The 18,766-nt window shown below is 44.6% G+C and carries 10 protein-coding genes, 2 tRNA genes and 3 rRNA genes; 4 read left to right on the plus strand and 11 right to left on the minus strand.

What is annotated here, in order from left to right:
* Nucleotides 1-55: 55 nt before the first annotated feature.
* The gene (gene pgi, locus Xish_RS05095; RefSeq protein ID WP_099116984.1) at nt 56-1,702 is read right to left on the minus strand and encodes a glucose-6-phosphate isomerase; all 1,647 of its coding nucleotides are present in this window, start codon (nt 1,700-1,702) and stop codon (nt 56-58) included.
* A 277-nt stretch (nt 1,703-1,979) separates the two neighbouring features.
* Here pgi and lysC point away from each other — a divergent pair, with 277 nt between their 5' ends.
* Both lysC and iclR read left to right on the plus strand, forming a co-directional pair.
* On the plus strand, nt 1,980-3,353 hold the full coding sequence (lysC, locus tag Xish_RS05100) for a lysine-sensitive aspartokinase 3 (RefSeq protein ID WP_099116985.1): 1,374 nt from the start codon (nt 1,980-1,982) through the stop codon (nt 3,351-3,353).
* Nucleotides 3,354-3,566: 213 nt separating this feature from the next.
* Complete coding sequence (gene iclR / locus Xish_RS05105) at nt 3,567-4,397, plus strand: glyoxylate bypass operon transcriptional repressor IclR (protein ID WP_099116986.1); 831 nt, start codon at nt 3,567-3,569, stop codon at nt 4,395-4,397.
* 124 nt (nt 4,398-4,521) lie between these two features.
* Here iclR and aceK read toward each other — a convergent pair whose 3' ends face one another.
* The 10 genes from aceK to gmhB all read right to left on the minus strand — a co-directional run bounded on the left by aceK (nt 4,522) and on the right by gmhB (nt 16,796).
* Nucleotides 4,522-6,270, minus strand: coding sequence for a bifunctional isocitrate dehydrogenase kinase/phosphatase (gene aceK, locus Xish_RS05110; RefSeq protein WP_099116987.1), 1,749 nt, complete (start codon nt 6,268-6,270; stop codon nt 4,522-4,524).
* 85 nt (nt 6,271-6,355) lie between these two features.
* On the minus strand, nt 6,356-7,663 hold the full coding sequence (gene aceA / locus Xish_RS05115; protein WP_099116988.1) for an isocitrate lyase: 1,308 nt from the start codon (nt 7,661-7,663) through the stop codon (nt 6,356-6,358).
* A 57-nt stretch (nt 7,664-7,720) separates the two neighbouring features.
* The gene (gene aceB / locus Xish_RS05120; RefSeq protein ID WP_425274987.1) at nt 7,721-9,316 is read right to left on the minus strand and encodes a malate synthase A; all 1,596 of its coding nucleotides are present in this window, start codon (nt 9,314-9,316) and stop codon (nt 7,721-7,723) included.
* Between the two features lie 310 nt (nt 9,317-9,626).
* On the minus strand, nt 9,627-10,556 hold the full coding sequence (gene metA, locus Xish_RS05125) for a homoserine O-acetyltransferase MetA (RefSeq protein ID WP_099116989.1): 930 nt from the start codon (nt 10,554-10,556) through the stop codon (nt 9,627-9,629).
* Nucleotides 10,557-10,801: 245 nt separating this feature from the next.
* Nucleotides 10,802-10,917, minus strand: a 5S ribosomal RNA gene (gene rrf, locus Xish_RS05130).
* 81 nt (nt 10,918-10,998) lie between these two features.
* Nucleotides 10,999-13,907 (minus strand): 23S ribosomal RNA (locus Xish_RS05135).
* Nucleotides 13,908-14,082: 175 nt separating this feature from the next.
* A tRNA-Ala gene (locus Xish_RS05140) sits at nt 14,083-14,158 on the minus strand.
* 21 nt (nt 14,159-14,179) lie between these two features.
* Nucleotides 14,180-14,256: transfer RNA gene (locus Xish_RS05145), tRNA-Ile, on the minus strand.
* Nucleotides 14,257-14,322: 66 nt separating this feature from the next.
* Nucleotides 14,323-15,865: ribosomal RNA gene (locus Xish_RS05150) — 16S ribosomal RNA — on the minus strand.
* Together the 16S, 23S and 5S rRNA genes with 2 tRNA genes alongside form the textbook arrangement of a ribosomal RNA operon.
* 364 nt (nt 15,866-16,229) lie before the next feature.
* A complete protein-coding gene (gene gmhB / locus Xish_RS05155) occupies nt 16,230-16,796 on the minus strand; it encodes a D-glycero-beta-D-manno-heptose 1,7-bisphosphate 7-phosphatase (protein ID WP_099116990.1) in 567 nt (188 codons plus the stop codon).
* Nucleotides 16,797-16,975: 179 nt separating this feature from the next.
* On the opposite strand from gmhB, the gene metN reads away from it, so the two are divergent.
* Nucleotides 16,976-18,007, plus strand: a complete 1,032-nt coding sequence (gene metN / locus Xish_RS05160; protein ID WP_099116991.1) for a methionine ABC transporter ATP-binding protein MetN — start codon at nt 16,976-16,978, stop codon at nt 18,005-18,007.
* Nucleotides 18,000-18,653, plus strand: a complete 654-nt coding sequence (locus Xish_RS05165; protein ID WP_099116992.1) for a methionine ABC transporter permease MetI — start codon at nt 18,000-18,002, stop codon at nt 18,651-18,653. Before metN ends, Xish_RS05165 begins: the two co-directional genes overlap by 8 nt.
* Nucleotides 18,654-18,766 lie beyond the last annotated feature (113 nt).

Below are 18,766 nucleotides of genomic sequence, written 5' to 3' on the forward strand. Positions count from 1 at the left end.
CTTAATAACTATTGTTATTAAGGTGAGAAAATATTAGATAATATGGAGGTTCAGATTAACGCCACTCTTTAAATTGGTTAATCAGGCCATTTGTGGAACTGTCATGGCTAGTTACAACTTCTGCATCGTGCAGTTCAGGCAGAATACGATTCGCCAATTGTTTGCCCAATTCTACACCCCATTGATCAAATGAGAAGATATTCAGAATGGCACCTTGAACAAAGATTTTATGTTCATACATCGCAATTAATGCTCCCAAACTGAATGGGGTAATTTCACGTAATAAAATGGAGTTGGTCGGACGGTTACCTTCAAACACTTTGAATGGCACAACATTTGCCACCTCTTCGGCAGCTTTTCCTGCTTGCACAAATTCAGCTTCTACCTGAGCCTGTGTTTTACCAAATGCCAGTGCTTCCGTTTGTGCAAAGAAGTTGGAGAGCAGTTTGCTATGGTGATCACTCACTGGGTTATGGCTAATTGCTGGTGCAATAAAATCACACGGGATCAATTTAGTTCCCTGATGGATAAGCTGGTAGAATGCATGTTGACCATTGGTGCCAGGCTCACCCCAGATAATCGGCCCTGTCTGGTAATTCACGGGATTGCCATCACGATCGATGTACTTACCATTTGATTCCATGTTGCCTTGTTGGAAGTAGGCCGCAAAACGGTGCATGTATTGATCATAGGGCAGAATCGCTTCAGTTTCTGCACCAAAGAAATTGTTGTACCAGATGCCGATCAGTGCCAATAAAACAGGAATGTTTTGCTCGAAGGCGGTTTGCTCAAAGTGTTTATCCATTGCATGAGCGCCACTCAACAACTGTACGAAATTTTCATAACCAATAGAAAGCGCAATGGATAAGCCAATTGCAGACCAAAGCGAATAACGTCCCCCTACCCAATCCCAAAACTCAAACATGTTTTGGGGATCGATACCGAATTTTTTCACTTCATGTTCATTGGTAGATAATGCCGCAAAATGTTTCGCAATATGCGCTTCATCAATAGCACTTTGCAGGAACCAATGACGGGCAGAATGTGCATTAGTCATCGTTTCTTGCGTAGTAAACGTCTTAGAAGCAACCAAGAACAAGGTAGTTTCTGGATCTAAGTTTTTTAGCGTTTCGGCAATGTGGGTTCCATCAACATTGGAAACAAAATGCATATTCAGGTGATTCTTATACGCTTTCAGTGCCTCAGTCACCATATAAGGGCCAAGATCAGAGCCACCAATGCCAATATTGACGACATCTGTAATAGCTTTGCCGGTATAACCTTTCCACTCTCCACCGATGATACGTTCACTGAATGATTTCATTTTCGCCAACACCGCATTAACTTGCGGCATCACGTTTTCCCCATCCACCATAATCGGGGTATTACTACGGTTACGTAGGGCAATATGCAATACTGCACGATCTTCGCTACGATTGATTTTTTCACCAGAGAACATACTGCGAATAGCGCTGGCTAAATCAGTTTCTTGCGCCAATGCTTGTAATTTCTCCAGTGTTTCTGCGGTCATACGGTTTTTGGAGTAATCCACCAGCATCTGCTGATCAAACGTCGCAGAAAACGCCGTAAACCGTCCTTTATCCTGTTCAAACAGATCCCGTAAATGCACATTTTTCATTTGCTCAAAATGCTGCTGTAATGCTTTCCAGGCTTCGGTCTGGCTAGGGTTGATGTTTTTCATGAATAATGCTCTCTATCAACTGTCAATAAACAATAAGAATTCACAGATTGTAACGGTTTAATGCTGTGATTTATCTCCCTTTCCTTGTAATTCCTGATATTGGTCAAAATAGCCCATAATTTCCAGCTCTAATTGTTGAGATAGGCAAAAACGATAATTTCATTTCCATCATGAAAATTATTTATGTTTTATCGTCAAACATTGACTCCGTACGCCTAACCCGATATTTCTAAAAGCCTATTCTCTGAACTATTCTCCGAACAAAAGGTTATCATCCATGTGTGCTGTTTCATCTCCTAATTCGCAGTATGTGGTAGCAAAATTTGGTGGTACTAGTGTGGCAGATTTTGATGCCATGAATAATTGCGCCGACATTATTTTGGCAGATACAAATGTCCGTGTGGTCGTTCTGTCAGCTTCCGCTGGCGTAACTAATTTGCTGGTTGCATTGGCGGCTGGCTGCAATAACGATAAACGGGAGAGCTATCTGAAACAGATCCGTGACATTCAATACGCCATTATTGACCGATTGAGTGAAGCGGATGTGATCCGTGAAGAAATTGATCGTCTTCTGGAAAATATTGAGATGCTGTCAGAAGCAGCATCGCTTGCTACTTCAGAAGCATTGACCGATGAATTGGTGAGCCACGGTGAAGTCATGTCCACCTTATTGTTTGTAGAGTTGCTACGTCAACGTAATACGGGTGCCGAATGGTTTGATATCCGTCGGATCATGCGAACCAATGATAACTTTGGGCAAGCAGAGCCGGATATACTCCAACTCCATACTTTGGCAATAGAATACCTTCATCCTCGCCTGAACGATACAATCGTCATCACTCAGGGGTTTATTGGCAGAGAAGAAAAAGGTCGTACAACTACACTGGGGCGAGGTGGCAGTGATTATACCGCAGCCTTACTGGGTGAAGCGCTGGGTTTACAGCGTGTTGATATCTGGACAGATGTTCCAGGCATCTACACGACTGATCCCCGTATTGTTTCTACAGCTAAGCGCATCAATAAAATTGCCTTTGATGAAGCAGCAGAAATGGCAACTTTTGGTGCCAAAATCCTCCATCCTGCCACCCTGTTACCGGCGGTTCGCTGTGGCATTCCGGTATTTGTCGGCTCCAGCAAAGAGCCACAGGCAGGCGGTACAGTAGTCTGTGATAAAACCGGAAATCCCCCACTGTTTCGTGCATTGGCCTTGCGCCGCAAACAAACTTTACTGACATTACATAGCCTGAAAATGCTACATGCCAGGGGATTTCTGGCAGAAGTTTTTACCCTACTGTCACGCCACAATATTTCGGTGGATTTGATTACCACATCAGAAGTCAGTATCGCCCTGACGCTGGATACCAAAGGTTCCACCAGCACTAATGGCAACCTGCTCACCAATGCGCTATTAACTGAACTTTCTAAATTGTGCCGTGTGGAAGTCGAAGAAGATATGGCTTTGGTGGCGATTATCGGTAATGAACTTTCGCGATCAAAAGGATTGGGAAAAGGGATTTTTGGTGTGTTGGAACCCTTTAATATTCGGATGATTAGCTGTGGTGCAAGCAGCCATAATGTCTGTCTGCTCGTTCCTGGTAACGATGCGGAACAGGTCATTCAGACATTGCATCAGAGTTTGTTCGAAGAATAACAAAATAAAGTCAGACATTGTGCCAGAAAACCCGCATGAGAAGCGGGTTTTTTTGATCTTACAGAGAAGATAATAAATCAAACTTATGAATGAACACATCGGATGTGTTTTTCCCCTCTTTATCATCCATAATAAGAAAACGAAAATAAATTCCATTTTTTGTCTATCGCAGCGCCTATTGTTGCAAGCAGACTATTATTCAGAGGGAATCTTATGAACACAGCCGTTGCTAGCAAACGCATAAAAAAAACTAAGATGATGACAAACAGTGCCGCTGCAAGCGGTCAGGTTCAATCTTTAAGCCGAGGGCTGACACTTTTGGAATATATTTCCGATTCACCTGTTGGTGTTGCCTTGACTGATCTGGCGATACAAGCTGGTCTGCCCAACTCCACCACCCATCGTCTTTTGACCACTTTGCAGCAACATGGTTTTGTCCGCCAGATAGGTGATCTAGGGTTATGGGTGATCGCTTCCCATGCTTTTGTCGTTGGCAGTAGTTTCTTACAGAGCCGTAATCTGATGGTGCTGGTTCATCCAATATTGCGCCAATTAATGGAAGATTCCGGTGAAACCGTCAACCTTGCTATCCTAAATCTTGATGAGTATGAAGCCGTCATTGTCGATCAAGTACAATGTAATGCGCTGATGAGAATGTCCGCTCCTATTGGCGGTAAGCTACCGATGCACGCTTCCGGCGCTGGAAAAGCCCTACTGTCTACTCTATCTGAGCAAAAACGCCTCCAATTGCTGCATAAAAAAGGGATGCACGCTTATACCCAACATACCTGTACCACCGCCGCAGCATTAACAGAAAATCTCGAACAGATCCGCAAGCAAGGTTTTTCATTTGATGATGAAGAACACGCGTTAGGATTGCGCTGTATTGCTGCCTGTATCTATGATGAGCATCATGAAGCCTTTGCTGCTATTTCCATCTCCGGCCCAGTATCACGTATTTCTAATGATCGGGTAACTGAACTTGGCGCACTTGTCATGCGCGCAGCAAAAGCAATTAGCCGAGAATACGGTGGAATTAAGTAACTTTTGCCTTGCTGGCAACCGGAGGATCAAGCAATCTGACGATGTATCTCATTGCCATGGCAAAATCTGCGGGGATTATCATTCACTGGGATGATAAGCATTATCTTTAGCTGTGATAATACCGCTATTTATTATTGCTTATTTCGTCCATTTCAGTACGCTGGCTAAACCGCTGTCTACGGCGATAAGCAAAAACATCTTCTACATGTCCGTTCTTAATACGTTCTTGTAATGCTCGCCAGTAATCAGCTTTAAATAAATCACTGTGACTTTCTTCAAAATAATACTGAATACGTTTGTCAGTGCATAAAAAATAGCGAAACTCTTCTGGAAACACATCGTTAACCGCAACGCTGTACCAAGGTTCACTCGCCAACTCATCTTCTGGATAACGTGGTGGAGGAATATCCCGAAAGTTTACTTCGGTCATATAGCAGATTTCATCATAATCGTAAAAAATGACCCTTCCGTGACGTGTTACACCGAAGTTTTTAAACAACATATCACCCGGAAAAATATTAGCGGCAGCCAATTGTTTAATAGCATTTCCATATTCTTCGATCACATCTTTCAATTGCGCCTCGTTAACGTGTTCCATATAAATATTCAATGGCACCATCTTACGCTCCATATAAAGATGCTTTATTAAGATTTTATCGCCAAAATCTTCTAACTTTTCTGGTATCTCTTTTTGCAATTCTTCCATTAACTCAGGGCTAATATGGCATTTATCAATGACAAAGTTTTCGAATTCCTGTGTATCAGCCATTCTTCCAACACGATCATGCTCTTTTACCAAACGGTAGCACTCCTGAACACGCTCTTGAGAAACCTCTTTCTGGGGCGCAAATTTGTCTTTAATCACTTTAAAGACACGATCAAATGAAGGGAAGGTGAAAACCAGCATTACCATGCCCTTCACACCGGGCGCAATCGTAAACTGTTCCTGAGTGGAATTAATGAATGTCAAATATTCACGATAGTATTCTGTCTTACCGTGCTTTTGACAGCCTATTGCCATGTATAGCTCCGCCGTGGATTTCGTCGGAAGAATTTCACGCAACCACTCAACTAAAGCTGCGGGCAAAGGCGCGTAAACCATAAAATAGGAGCGAGCAAAACCAAAAACAATACTGGCATCATCGTGGTTGGTCAGGCAGGTATCAATAAATATTCCTCCCGACTCATTATGATGAATCGGCAACAAAAAGGGATAAACTGTCGCTCCAATCCTGATTTTTCCTACCAGCCAGGCGGCCTTATTACGATAAAACAGTTCATTAGCGATTTGAAACGTGGAATAGAATAAATCGCATTGGGAAAATGTATTCTGTAAATATTGCATGATATAACCAATATCCCGATCCAAATCTTCCCATTTAAGACGCAATGGTAAATCATTTAAGATAGTGCGCAACATTGATGAGAGATTCCCATTAGGAAAAAAATCCCGTGATAATGGGCGAGAAATATGGCGAAAACGGGAAGAGGGTTGAGAAGAAAATATATAGAGATTTTCTGGTTTCAAATTACGATGTTTAAAGAAACGACAATAAACCGAATTAAAAAAACTTTCTGCAATTTCAAAACGCGGATAATCAGGCAATAAACAGGTATAAACCGCTTTAACTTCGGCAATATAATCTTCATCATATTGTAATGGAGTATGAATTCGCTTCAATTGCTCCACCACCAATCCAACATGATGATCATACAAGTTAATTCTCTTTTTCATGGCCTGTTGCACAGCCTGCCAGTCAGCCTGTTCAAAACGTTGCTGTGCCCCAGAAGTGACTTCCAGAAATCGACCATATTGCGCATCAAATCCTTGCAAAATGGTTTGTGCAATTAAATGTGCGAGATCTATTTCCATATTTAGCCACCTTTATCCGACACGTAAAGGGGTATTCCTTATGGAATTCCCCCAATCGCTTATTATCTCCATCAATATAATGAAGTTAGAATTGCTGTTCTTCTGTCGATCCGGTTAATGCAGTAACAGAAGAACTCTCTCCCTGAATAATCGTGGTCACTTTATCAAAATATCCCGTTCCCACTTCCTGCTGATGTGAGGAGAATGTATAACCACGCTCAAGGGCAGCAAACTCTTGTTCCTGAACTTTTTCAACATAGTGTTTCATTCCTTCACCACGGGCATAATCGTAGGCTAAATCAAACATGTTGAACCACATGCTATGTATACCCGCTAGTGTAATGAACTGGAATTTATATCCCATATCAGATAACTGATCCTGGAAACTGGCGATCGTTTTATCATCCAGATTCTTTTTCCAGTTGAAAGAAGGTGAACAGTTATAGGCCAACAACTTGCCAGGATATTTATTATGGATGGCCTCAGCAAAACAACGAGCCGCTTCAATATCTGGCGTAGAGGTTTCGCACCAGACAACATCGGCGTAAGGAGCATAAGCCAATCCACGGCTAATCGCTTGTTCAATGCCGGCACGTGTACAATAGAAACCTTCACCGGTTCGTTTACCAGTAATGAAGGCTTTGTCATAAGGATCGCAATCTGAAGTTAGTAAATCCGCTGCATCTGCATCAGTACGCGCAATTAACAAGGTGGGTACACCGGATACATCCGCCGCCAACCGTGCAGCTATCAGCTTCTGAATAGCCTCTTGCGTCGGAACCAAGACTTTGCCACCCATGTGTCCACATTTTTTTACTGCTGCCAACTGGTCTTCAAAATGCACTGCGGCAGCACCAGCCTCGATCATCGCTTTCATCAGTTCAAATGCGTTGAGTACACCACCAAATCCGGCTTCCGCATCCGCGACAATCGGCAGGAAATAATCAATATATTCCTGACTGTCTGGATCGATACCATTTGACCATTGGATTTGATCTGCCCGACGGAAGCTATTATTGATACGCTTGATGACATTAGGAACAGAATCAACGGGGTACAATGACTGATCAGGATACATACTGGCTGCGGTATTTGCATCTGCCGCCACTTGCCAGCCGGAAAGATAAACCGCCTCAATACCTGCTTTTGCTTGCTGAAGTGCCTGACCGCCAGTCAGTGCTCCAAGCGCGTTCACATAGCCTTTTTTCGAGTTGCTATTCAGCAACTTCCATAACTTTTTCGCCCCTATCTGCGCCAAAGTATATTCAGGGTTGATAGAGCCACGCAATTTAACGACATCTTCAGCACTATATGGACGAGTGATACCTTTCCAACGCGGTTGTTGCCACTCTTGTTCCAGTTGAGCGATTTGTTGTTTCCGGGAGATGGTCATGATGTTCTACTTCCTATACTTAATTAATCGGATATGTTTGCCATTATTGTCTTTAAGTTAGTCTAATAACTGATAACCAGGTAATGTCAGGAAATCAATTAAGTTGTCCTGAGTGGTAATTCTTTCCATCAAATCAGAAGCTTCTGTAAATCGCCCTTGATTAAAGCGCTGCTCCCCGACTTCCTGTCTAATAACAGCTAATTCTTCTTTCAACATTTCTCTGAACAGTTCTTTTGTCACTTTTTTACCATTAGAGAGTGATTTTTCATGGCGAATCCATTGCCAAATAGAAGTTCGGGAGATTTCTGCCGTAGCAGCATCTTCCATCAAACCGTAAATCGGCACACATCCATTCCCCGAAATCCAGGCCTCTATGTACTGAACTGCAACACGAATATTTGCGCGCATTCCCTCTTCCGTTCTTTCTCCCAAACAAGGAGCAAGCAATTGTTCAGCCGTAATCGCATCATCTTCTTCGCGCAAAACGGTTAATTGGTTTTGATGCTCTCCCAATTTTGCGTCAAATATCTCCATGACAATATCCGCAAGCCCTGGATGCGCAACCCATGTACCATCATGGCCGTTATCAGCTTCTAACTCTTTATCTGCTCTGACTTTGTCCAAAACTTGCTGATTTTGCACCGGATCTTTACTCGGAATAAATGCCGACATTCCTCCCATTGCAAACGCACCGCGTTTATGACAAGTTTTAATCAGCAAGCGAGAATAGGCGCTTAAGAAAGGTTGTGTCATCGTAACGGATTGACGATCCGGCAAAACGCGGTCAGCATGATTTTTCAGTGTCTTGATATAACTGAAAATATAATCCCAGCGCCCACAATTTAAGCCAACAATGTGATGACGTAAGTGATAGAGAATTTCATCCATCTGGAATACGGCTGGTAATGTTTCAATCAAAACCGTTGCTTTAATCGTACCTATTGGCAAATTGAAACGTGATTCTGCAAAACTGAAAACATCACTCCACCATTGTGCTTCATGGTAGCTTTGTATTTTGGGTAGGTAAAAATAAGGGCCACTACCTTTTTGCAGTAACTTCTTATGATTCAAGTAGAAATAGAGAGCAAAATCAAACAATCCGCCAGAAATCGGTTCATTATTATAGAGAATGTGTTTTTCCGGCAAGTGCAAACCTCTAACCCGAGCAATCAATACTGCTGGGTCAGCTTTCAATTCATAACGCTTACCCTGCTCATTGGTATATGAGATCGTATTATTGACAGCATCCCGTAAGTTAATTTGCCCATTGATGACCTTATCCCATTCAGGCGCTAATGAATCCTCAAAATCTGCCATAAATACTTTCACATTTGCATTTAAGGCATTGATAACCATCTTCCGTTCTACAGGTCCCGTTATTTCAACCCGACGATCTTTTAGATCATTTGGTATTCCCTGAATTTTCCAATCTCCATTTCTAATGGAATCTGTTTCCGAAATAAAATTTGGTAATAAGCCGTTATCTATTTTTTCCTGCCAATGTACACGTTCATCCAATAACTTTGTACGTCTGTCAGAAAATTCGATAATCAAATCCTCTAAAAATCGAATAGATTCAGGTGGTAACACCTGATTCTCGGCTTTTCCAAAAGGTTTAATAAAAGTTAATTTTGTTGTTAATACCTGCTGCATAATCTCCCCACTTCTCACTTTTAAATATTCATCTGCTTAAGAGTAATCAATTAAAAAAATAAATCAAAAACAGTTTCCATTATTTTCAATAACGAAAATTAATTTTTTTAAATCAATAAGTTAATTAAGATTAAAGACAAAGCAATCAGGGAAGTAAATTCCAAAAAATTGGATGCGTCAATGTTAAGTTTTTGTTATGCATGAAAAATAACGAATGGCTATTGAACGACAACAACAGAAGGAAAATTAATAAAATGAGAAGTGACTCGCTTCAGTAGCTTCTCATTTTTATCTAAAACTTAAATTAGACTTAATCTAAGGTGGGGTTCATAAAAGCGAGATCATACGGCGTAATTTGGTACACATAATAATTCAACCAATTTGAAAACAGTAAATGACCATGACTACGCCAAGACGCAACAGGTTTATTCGCAGGATCGTTATTTGGAAAGTAATTGACAGGCAATTCTGGCTCCAGATCAGCAGCACGATCACGCCAATATTCCGCGGCTAATGTACCTGCATCATATTCAGGGTGCCCTGTCACAAATACTAATCTTTTGTCTTTGCTGGCAAATAAATAAGCCCCAGCCTCTTCTGAAGAGGCTAAAATATCTAAATCCGTATGTTCACGAATTAGCGATTCAGGAAAATCAGCAAAACGTGAGTGAGGAGCAAAAAATGTTTCGTCAAATCCACGGGTTAATAATGCTAAAGGATCTAAAGTTGAATGGAGATAAACACCAGATAGTTTAGTTTTTCGTGTATATTTAGGCAGGTGATAAAGTACTTTTAACGCAGCCTGAACCGCCCAACAGACAAAAAGTGTCGATGTAACATGTTCTTTTGCCCAAGTCACTACTTTTTCAACTTCACTCCAATAGATCACATCCTCAAATTCAACGAGTCCTAAAGGGGCGCCCGTGACAATCAATCCATCGAAATTTTGATCTTTTATTGAATCAAAATCACAATAAAAGGTATCTAAATGTTCAGCAGGAGTATTTTTACATTGACGACTATCGATACGTAGCAATTGAATGTCGATTTGAAGCGGTGTGTTAGATAATAGTCGAATAAACTGATTTTCAGTTTCTATCTTCTTTGGCATTAGGTTAAGTAGCAATACCTTCAGTGGACGAATATTCTGAATACTGGCACGCGTTGATGTCATAACAAAGATGTTTTCATTGCGAAGAGTATTTACCGCAGGTAATTCATCTGGTACACGAATTGGCATTGCTCGAAACCTCGACTATTATAATTTATACATTTAGACTTCTAGATAGCCAAATTTAACCAAAATGGAAGGTAAATGTCGAGTTATTGTACTCAAATTGAAATTATTTCATTTTGTTATATAGAAAATGGTAATCAGAATAAGGAAGAAAAAATCAGGAACAGGCTGGAGTTGACATGATATGGCGGGTGCTGCAAACGCAAAAAAGCCATCCGGTGACGGATGGCTTCTCTGACTGATTGAATGTCTGGCAGTTCCCTACTCTCGCATGGGGAGACCCCACACTACCATCGGCGCTACGGCGTTTCACTGCTGAGTTCGGCATGGGGTCAGGTGGGACCACCGCGCTCTTGCCGCCAGACAAATCCTGTTTTCAATCCCGAACAAGCTGTTTTTTCTCTGAAACTGTCTTCTCTCATGCCCAAAACACCTTCGGTGTTGTCAGGTTAAGCCGCACGGTTCATTAGTACTGGTTAGCTCAACGTCTCGCAACGCTTACACACCCAGCCTATCTACGTCCTCGTCTCGAACGTTCCTTCAGTGTCCTCAAGGGACAAGGGAAGACTCATCTTAAGGCAAGTTTCCCGCTTAGATGCTTTCAGCGGTTATCTCTTCCGCACTTAGCTACCGGGCAGTGCCATTGGCATGACAACCCGAACACCAGTGGTGCGTCCACTCCGGTCCTCTCGTACTAGGAGCAGCCCCTTGCAATCTTCCAACGCCCACGGCAGATAGGGACCGAACTGTCTCACGACGTTCTAAACCCAGCTCGCGTACCACTTTAAATGGCGAACAGCCATACCCTTGGGACCTACTTCAGCCCCAGGATGTGATGAGCCGACATCGAGGTGCCAAACACCGCCGTCGATATGAACTCTTGGGCGGTATCAGCCTGTTATCCCCGGAGTACCTTTTATCCGTTGAGCGATGGCCCTTCCATTCAGAACCACCGGATCACTAAGACCTACTTTCGTACCTGCTCGAGCCGTCACTCTCGCAGTCAAGCTAGCTTATGCCTTTGCACTAACCTCACGATGTCCGACCGTGATTAGCTAACCTTCGTGCTCCTCCGTTACGCTTTGGGAGGAGACCGCCCCAGTCAAACTACCCACCAGACACTGTCCGCAACCCGGTTCACGGGCCTACGTTAGAACATCAAACATTCAAGGGTGGTATTTCAAGGATGGCTCCGTGCAGACTGGCGTCCACACTTCACAGCCTCCCACCTATCCTACACATCAAGGCTCAAGGTTCAGTGTCAAGCTATAGTAAAGGTTCACGGGGTCTTTCCGTCTTGCCGCGGGTACACTGCATCTTCACAGCGAGTTCAATTTCACTGAGTCTCGGGTGGAGACAGCCTGGCCATCATTACGCCATTCGTGCAGGTCGGAACTTACCCGACAAGGAATTTCGCTACCTTAGGACCGTTATAGTTACGGCCGCCGTTTACTGGGGCTTCGATCAAGAGCTTCGCCTTGCGGCTAACCCCATCAATTAACCTTCCAGCACCGGGCAGGCGTCACACCGTATACGTCCACTTTCGTGTTTGCACAGTGCTGTGTTTTTATTAAACAGTTGCAGCCAGCTGGTATCTGCGACTGGCCTCGGCTCCGGGCGCATGTCCCTTCACCTAACGCCAGCGTGCCTTCTCCCGAAGTTACGGCACCATTTTGCCTAGTTCCTTCACCCGAGTTCTCTCAAGCGCCTGAGTATTCTCTACCTGACCACCTGTGTCGGTTTGGGGTACGATTCAATGTGACCTGATGCTTAGAGGCTTTTCCTGGAAGCAGGGCATCTGTCACTTCAGCACCATAGTGCCTCGTCATCACGCCTCAGCCTTAAAGCACCCCGGATTTCCCTGGGATGCCAGCCTACACGCTTAAACCGGGACGACCGTCGCCCGGATGACATAGCCTTCTCCGTCCCCCTTCGCAGCCACACCGAGTACGGGAATATTAACCCGTTTCCCATCGACTACGCCTTTCGGCCTCGCCTTAGGGGTCGACTCACCCTGCCCCGATTAACGTTGGACAGGAACCCTTGGTCTTCCGGCGAGCGGGTTTTTCACCCGCTTTATCGTTACTTATGTCAGCATTCGCACTTCTGATACCTCCAGCAAACCTCACAGTTCACCTTCTCCGGCTTACAGAACGCTCCCCTACCCAACAACACCTAAATGTCGCTGCCGCAGCTTCGGTGCATGGTTTAGCCCCGTTACATCTTCCGCGCAGGCCGACTCGACCAGTGAGCTATTACGCTTTCTTTAAATGATGGCTGCTTCTAAGCCAACATCCTGGCTGTCTGAGCCTTCCCACTTCGTTTCCCACTTAACCATGACTTTGGGACCTTAGCTGGCGGTCTGGGTTGTTTCCCTCTTCACGACGGACGTTAGCACCCGCCGTGTGTCTCCCGTGATAACATTCTTCGGTATTCGCAGTTTGCATCGGGTTGGTAAGTCGGGATGACCCCCTAGCCGAAACAGTGCTCTACCCCCGAAGATGAATTCACGAGGCGCTACCTAAATAGCTTTCGGGGAGAACCAGCTATCTCCCGGTTTGATTGGCCTTTCACCCCCAGCCACAAGTCATCCGCTAATTTTTCAACATTAGTCGGTTCGGTCCTCCAGTTAGTGTTACCCAACCTTCAACCTGCCCATGGCTAGATCACCGGGTTTCGGGTCTATACCCTGCAACTTAACGCCCAGTTAAGACTCGGTTTCCCTGCGGCTCCCCTATTCGGTTAACCTTGCTACAGAATATAAGTCGCTGACCCATTATACAAAAGGTACGCAGTCACCCTGATAAATCAAGGCTCCCACTGCTTGTACGTACACGGTTTCAGGTTCTCTTTCACTCCCCTCGCCGGGGTTCTTTTCGCCTTTCCCTCACGGTACTGGTTCACTATCGGTCAGTCAGGAGTATTTAGCCTTGGAGGATGGTCCCCCCATGTTCAGACAGGATACCACGTGTCCCGCCCTACTCGTTGAGCTCACAATAGGCATGTCTTCGGATACGGGGCTTTCACCCTTTACTGCCGGCCTTTCCAGACCGTTCTCCTGACACGCCTATCGCTGATGGCTCTGGGCTCCTCCCCGTTCGCTCGCCGCTACTGGGGGAATCTCGGTTGATTTCTTTTCCTCGGGGTACTGAGATGTTTCAGTTCCCCCGGTTCGCCTCCTTACCCTATGAATTCAGGCAAGGATAGTGCAACGGATTGCACTGGGTTTCCCCATTCGGACATCGCCGGCTGATAGCGCTTCATATCAGCTCACCGGCGCTTTTCGCAGATTAGCACGTCCTTCATCGCCTCTGACTGCCTAGGCATCCACCGTGTACGCTTAGTCGCTTAACCTCACAACCCGAAGGTGTCTTCGGACTGGAGTTTTTGAGAGACTCATCAATGTTATCGTTCAACAACATCGATTGTTTCAAATTTTCAGCTTGTTCCAGATTGTTAAAGAGCAAATATTCCATAACACACTGTTTTTAATGTGTTCTGAAATACTTTTTGTTATTTAAGAAGAGGATGGTGGAGCTAAGCGGGATCGAACCGCTGACCTCCTGCGTGCAAGGCAGGCGCTCTCCCAGCTGAGCTATAGCCCCATCGAATCGGACAAAAAAAGTTGGTAGGCCTGAGTGGACTTGAACCACCGACCTCACCCTTATCAGGGGTGCGCTCTAACCACCTGAGCTACAAGCCTATACCGAGCCCGTCTCTTCTTCTATCAGACAATCTGTGTGAACACTCACATTTCACCATCGTTGGTTAAGGAGGTGATCCAACCGCAGGTTCCCCTACGGTTACCTTGTTACGACTTCACCCCAGTCATGAATCACAAAGTGGTCAGCGCCCTCCAAAAGGTTAAGCTACCGACTTCTTTTGCAACCCACTCCCATGGTGTGACGGGCGGTGTGTACAAGGCCCGGGAACGTATTCACCGTAGCATTCTGATCTACGATTACTAGCGATTCCGACTTCATGGAGTCGAGTTGCAGACTCCAATCCGGACTACGACAGACTTTATGAGGTCCGCTTGCTCTCGCGAGGTCGCTTCTCTTTGTATCCGCCATTGTAGCACGTGTGTAGCCCTACTCGTAAGGGCCATGATGACTTGACGTCATCCCCACCTTCCTCCGGTTTATCACCGGCAGTCTCCCTTGAGTTCCCACCATAACGTGCTGGCAACAAAGGATAAGGGTTGCGCTCGTTGCGGGACTTAACCCAACATTTCACAACACGAGCTGACGACAGCCATGCAGCACCTGTCTCACGGTTCCCGAAGGCACTTCCGCATCTCTGCAGAATTCCGTGGATGTCAAGAGTAGGTAAGGTTCTTCGCGTTGCATCGAATTAAACCACATGCTCCACCGCTTGTGCGGGCCCCCGTCAATTCATTTGAGTTTTAATCTTGCGACCGTACTCCCCAGGCGGTCGATTTAACGCGTTAGCTCCGGAAGCCACAGCTCAAGGCCACAACCTCCAAATCGACATCGTTTACAGCGTGGACTACCAGGGTATCTAATCCTGTTTGCTCCCCACGCTTTCGCACCTGAGCGTCAGTCTTCGTCCAGGGGGCCGCCTTCGCCACCGGTATTCCTCCACATCTCTACGCATTTCACCGCTACACGTGGAATTCTACCCCCCTCTACGAGACTCTAGCCAACCAGTCTTAGATGCCATTCCCAGGTTAAGCCCGGGGATTTCACATCTAACTTAATTGACCGCCTGCGTGCGCTTTACGCCCAGTAATTCCGATTAACGCTTGCACCCTCCGTATTACCGCGGCTGCTGGCACGGAGTTAGCCGGTGCTTCTTCTGCGGGTAACGTCAATCGCAAGGTGTATTCAACCTTGCGCCTTCCTCCCCGCTGAAAGTACTTTACAACCCGAAGGCCTTCTTCATACACGCGGCATGGCTGCATCAGGCTTGCGCCCATTGTGCAATATTCCCCACTGCTGCCTCCCGTAGGAGTCTGGGCCGTGTCTCAGTCCCAGTGTGGCTGGTCATCCTCTCAGACCAGCTAGGGATCGTCGCCTAGGTGAGCCTTTACCCCACCTACTAGCTAATCCCATCTGGGTTCATCCGATGGCGTGAGGCCCGAAGGTCCCCCACTTTGCTCCAAAGAGGTTATGCGGTATTAGCCACCGTTTCCAGTGGTTATCCCCCTCCATCGGGCAGATCCCCAGACATTACTCACCCGTCCGCCGCTCGCCGGCAGGAAAGCAAGCTTTCCCCCGCTGCCGCTCGACTTGCATGTGTTAGGCCTGCCGCCAGCGTTCAATCTGAGCCATGATCAAACTCTTCAATTAAAAGTTTGATGCTCAAAGAATCTTACTGTTAGTTCGTAATGAATTAACTGTCAGTCACTCTTCAAGACTTTAATCTTTTTTTGCCTTTCGGCTGAGATAGCGTCTTGCGAGCGCCCACACAGATTGTCTGATTAATTTGTTAAAGAGCGTTGGCAACCGGCTGTTTCTGCCGGGTTGCGAGGCTGCGTATCTTACGCTTTCCTCTTACCGTGTCAAGCCTTATTTTTTCGGGCTTTTCACGTTGTCATCTCAACAGGTTTGTGTGTTTGTCGGGACAACGGATGCGCATTATAGGGAGCCTTCTAATTTAGGCAAGTCTTTTTTGTGATTTTTTATTTAACCGCTCACAATTTAATCCAAAAGGTTATTTTTGCCTATTTTTTATTGCATTTGGCACGTCTGACAAGCTATTAACCACCAAATCCGCAGCTTGTTCCGCTTCTTCTGTTATCGGTTTTCCTGTACGAACGAGAACCTTGGTTCCAACTTTCGCAGCTTTAGCTGCCAACATATCTTCTATTTTGTCTCCTACCATATAAGAAGAGGACATATCGATATGTAATGCATTCTGTGCATCTAACAACATACCTGGTTGTGGCTTACGACAGTCACAGCTTTTCTTATATTCTTCACCCTCTGCTTCAGGATGATGCGGACAATAATAGATGCCATCAAGATCAACACCTCTATCCGCCAATGACCAATCCATCCATTCTGTTAATTGCATAAATTGATCTTCAGTAAAAATCTTGCGTGCAATGCCTGACTGGTTGGTAACTAAGACCAGTGCGTAGCCCATTTTTTTCAATTCAAGCATGGCTTCAATAGCACCATCAATAAATTGAAAATTATCTATCTCATGTACATAGCCATGATCAATGTTAATCGTGCCGTCACGATCTAAAAATACGGCGGGAATACCTTGAGTCACCTGATTACTCCAAGAATGTACCAAGTGGGCAGTATCGCATGATTTATTACTGATTGAGAATGCAGCATTTAATTTATTTCCAGTTGACTTAGACGTCTAGACGCCTTAACATCCACTTTAATTCATGACTTGTTGAAATGTTCTCAAGTCATTCATCTTTACATCTAATAAGAAAAAAAATGATAAGACTGACTCAGATAAATAAGATATTTCAACAAGGAACGCGCACGATAAAAGCGCTTTCAGATATCAATCTACATGTCCCACAAGGACAAATATATGGTGTTATTGGTTCTTCCGGTGCAGGCAAAAGTACCTTAATTCGCTGTGTGAATATGCTTGAACGGCCGACTTCTGGTCAGGTATTAGTGGCAGGGCAGGATCTCACTTCTCTTTCAGAACGTGAACTAACGCATGCACGTCGTCATATTGGTATGATTTTTCAGCACTTTAATTTATTATCATCCAGAACCGTGTTTGACAACGTCGCGTTACCTTTGGAACTTAATAACACGCCAAAAGCTGAAATAAAGGCCAAGGTTAACGAATTACTAAAATTAGTTGGACTTGCTGAAAAGCATGACGCTTATCCGGCCAATTTATCTGGAGGTCAAAAGCAGCGTGTTGCTATTGCACGGGCTCTGGCAAATTCTCCCAAAGTACTTTTGTGTGACGAAGCCACCAGCGCTCTGGATCCAGCAACAACTCGCTCTATTCTGGAATTATTAAAAGACATTAACCGTCGACTGGGTTTGACCATTCTGCTCATTACCCATGAAATGGATGTCGTGAAGCGTATCTGTGATCAAGTTGCCGTCATCAGTGGTGGTCAATTGATCGAACAAGATGTTGTGAGCGAAATATTTTCGCATCCTAAGACACCGGTTGCGCAAGAATTTATCAAATCTACGTTGCATTTGGATATTCCTGAAGATTACTTACAGAAGTTGCAACCGGAATCTGCCCCTGATCGCAGTCCATTATTGAAGCTGGAGTTCACAGGTAAATCAGTTGATGCACCTGTAATCTCGATAGCCGTTCGCCGCTTTAATATCGACATCAGTATATTAAGTTCCCAAATTGACTACGCCGGTGGTGTTAAGTTTGGGGTTATGCTGGCTGAATTAGATGGGGAAAGCGATAGCATCAAATCAACAATTGCATTTTTAGAAGAGCATCATGTGAAAGTAGAGGTTCTCGGTTATGTCTGAAGGAATGATTTTATTATTGGCTAAAGGAGTCTGGGAAACCCTCGTTATGACTTTCGTCTCTGGTTTCTTTGGCTTTGTTATTGGTTTGCCTGCGGGTGTGCTTCTATATTTTACTCGCCCTGGTCAAGTAGTTGAAAATATTACACTTTATCGTATACTTTCTGCATTGGTAAATATCACGCGTTCAATACCTTTTATTATTTTATTGGTATGGATGATCCCATTTACCCGTCTGATTGTAGGAACATCAATCGGTTTGCAGGCAGCAATTGTTCCTCTGACCGTAGGGGCGGCTCCGTTTATTGCCCGCATGGTAGAAAATGCATTATTGGAAATTCCGACTGGTTTAATTGAAGCCGCACGTGCAATGGGAGCAACACCGTTTCAGATTGTCAAAAAGATCTTATTGCCAGAGGCATTGCCTAGTTTGATTAATGCCGCAACCATCACTTTAATTACATTGGTTGGCTATTCTGCAATGGGTGGAGCTGTTGGTGCCGGTGGCCTCGGCCAAATTGGCTATCAATATGGCTATATTGGCTACGATGCGACAGTGATGAATACCGTATTAGCATTATTGGTTGTTTTAGTGTTCTTGATTCAGTTCAGCGGTGATCGTTTAGTGAAAGCCGTTAATCGTAAATAAATTATTTCAACAAGGTGACAAGGCTTATACCTACACCCAACAAATTTCAAGCTTCAGTCTGCAAATCAACAACTTGAAAAATGAAGGGAATAAGAGCCTCATTATTAGTAGTA

Origin of the sequence: Xenorhabdus ishibashii, assembly GCF_002632755.1 — a bacterium.
Taxonomy (GTDB): Bacteria; Pseudomonadota; Gammaproteobacteria; order Enterobacterales; family Enterobacteriaceae; genus Xenorhabdus; species Xenorhabdus ishibashii.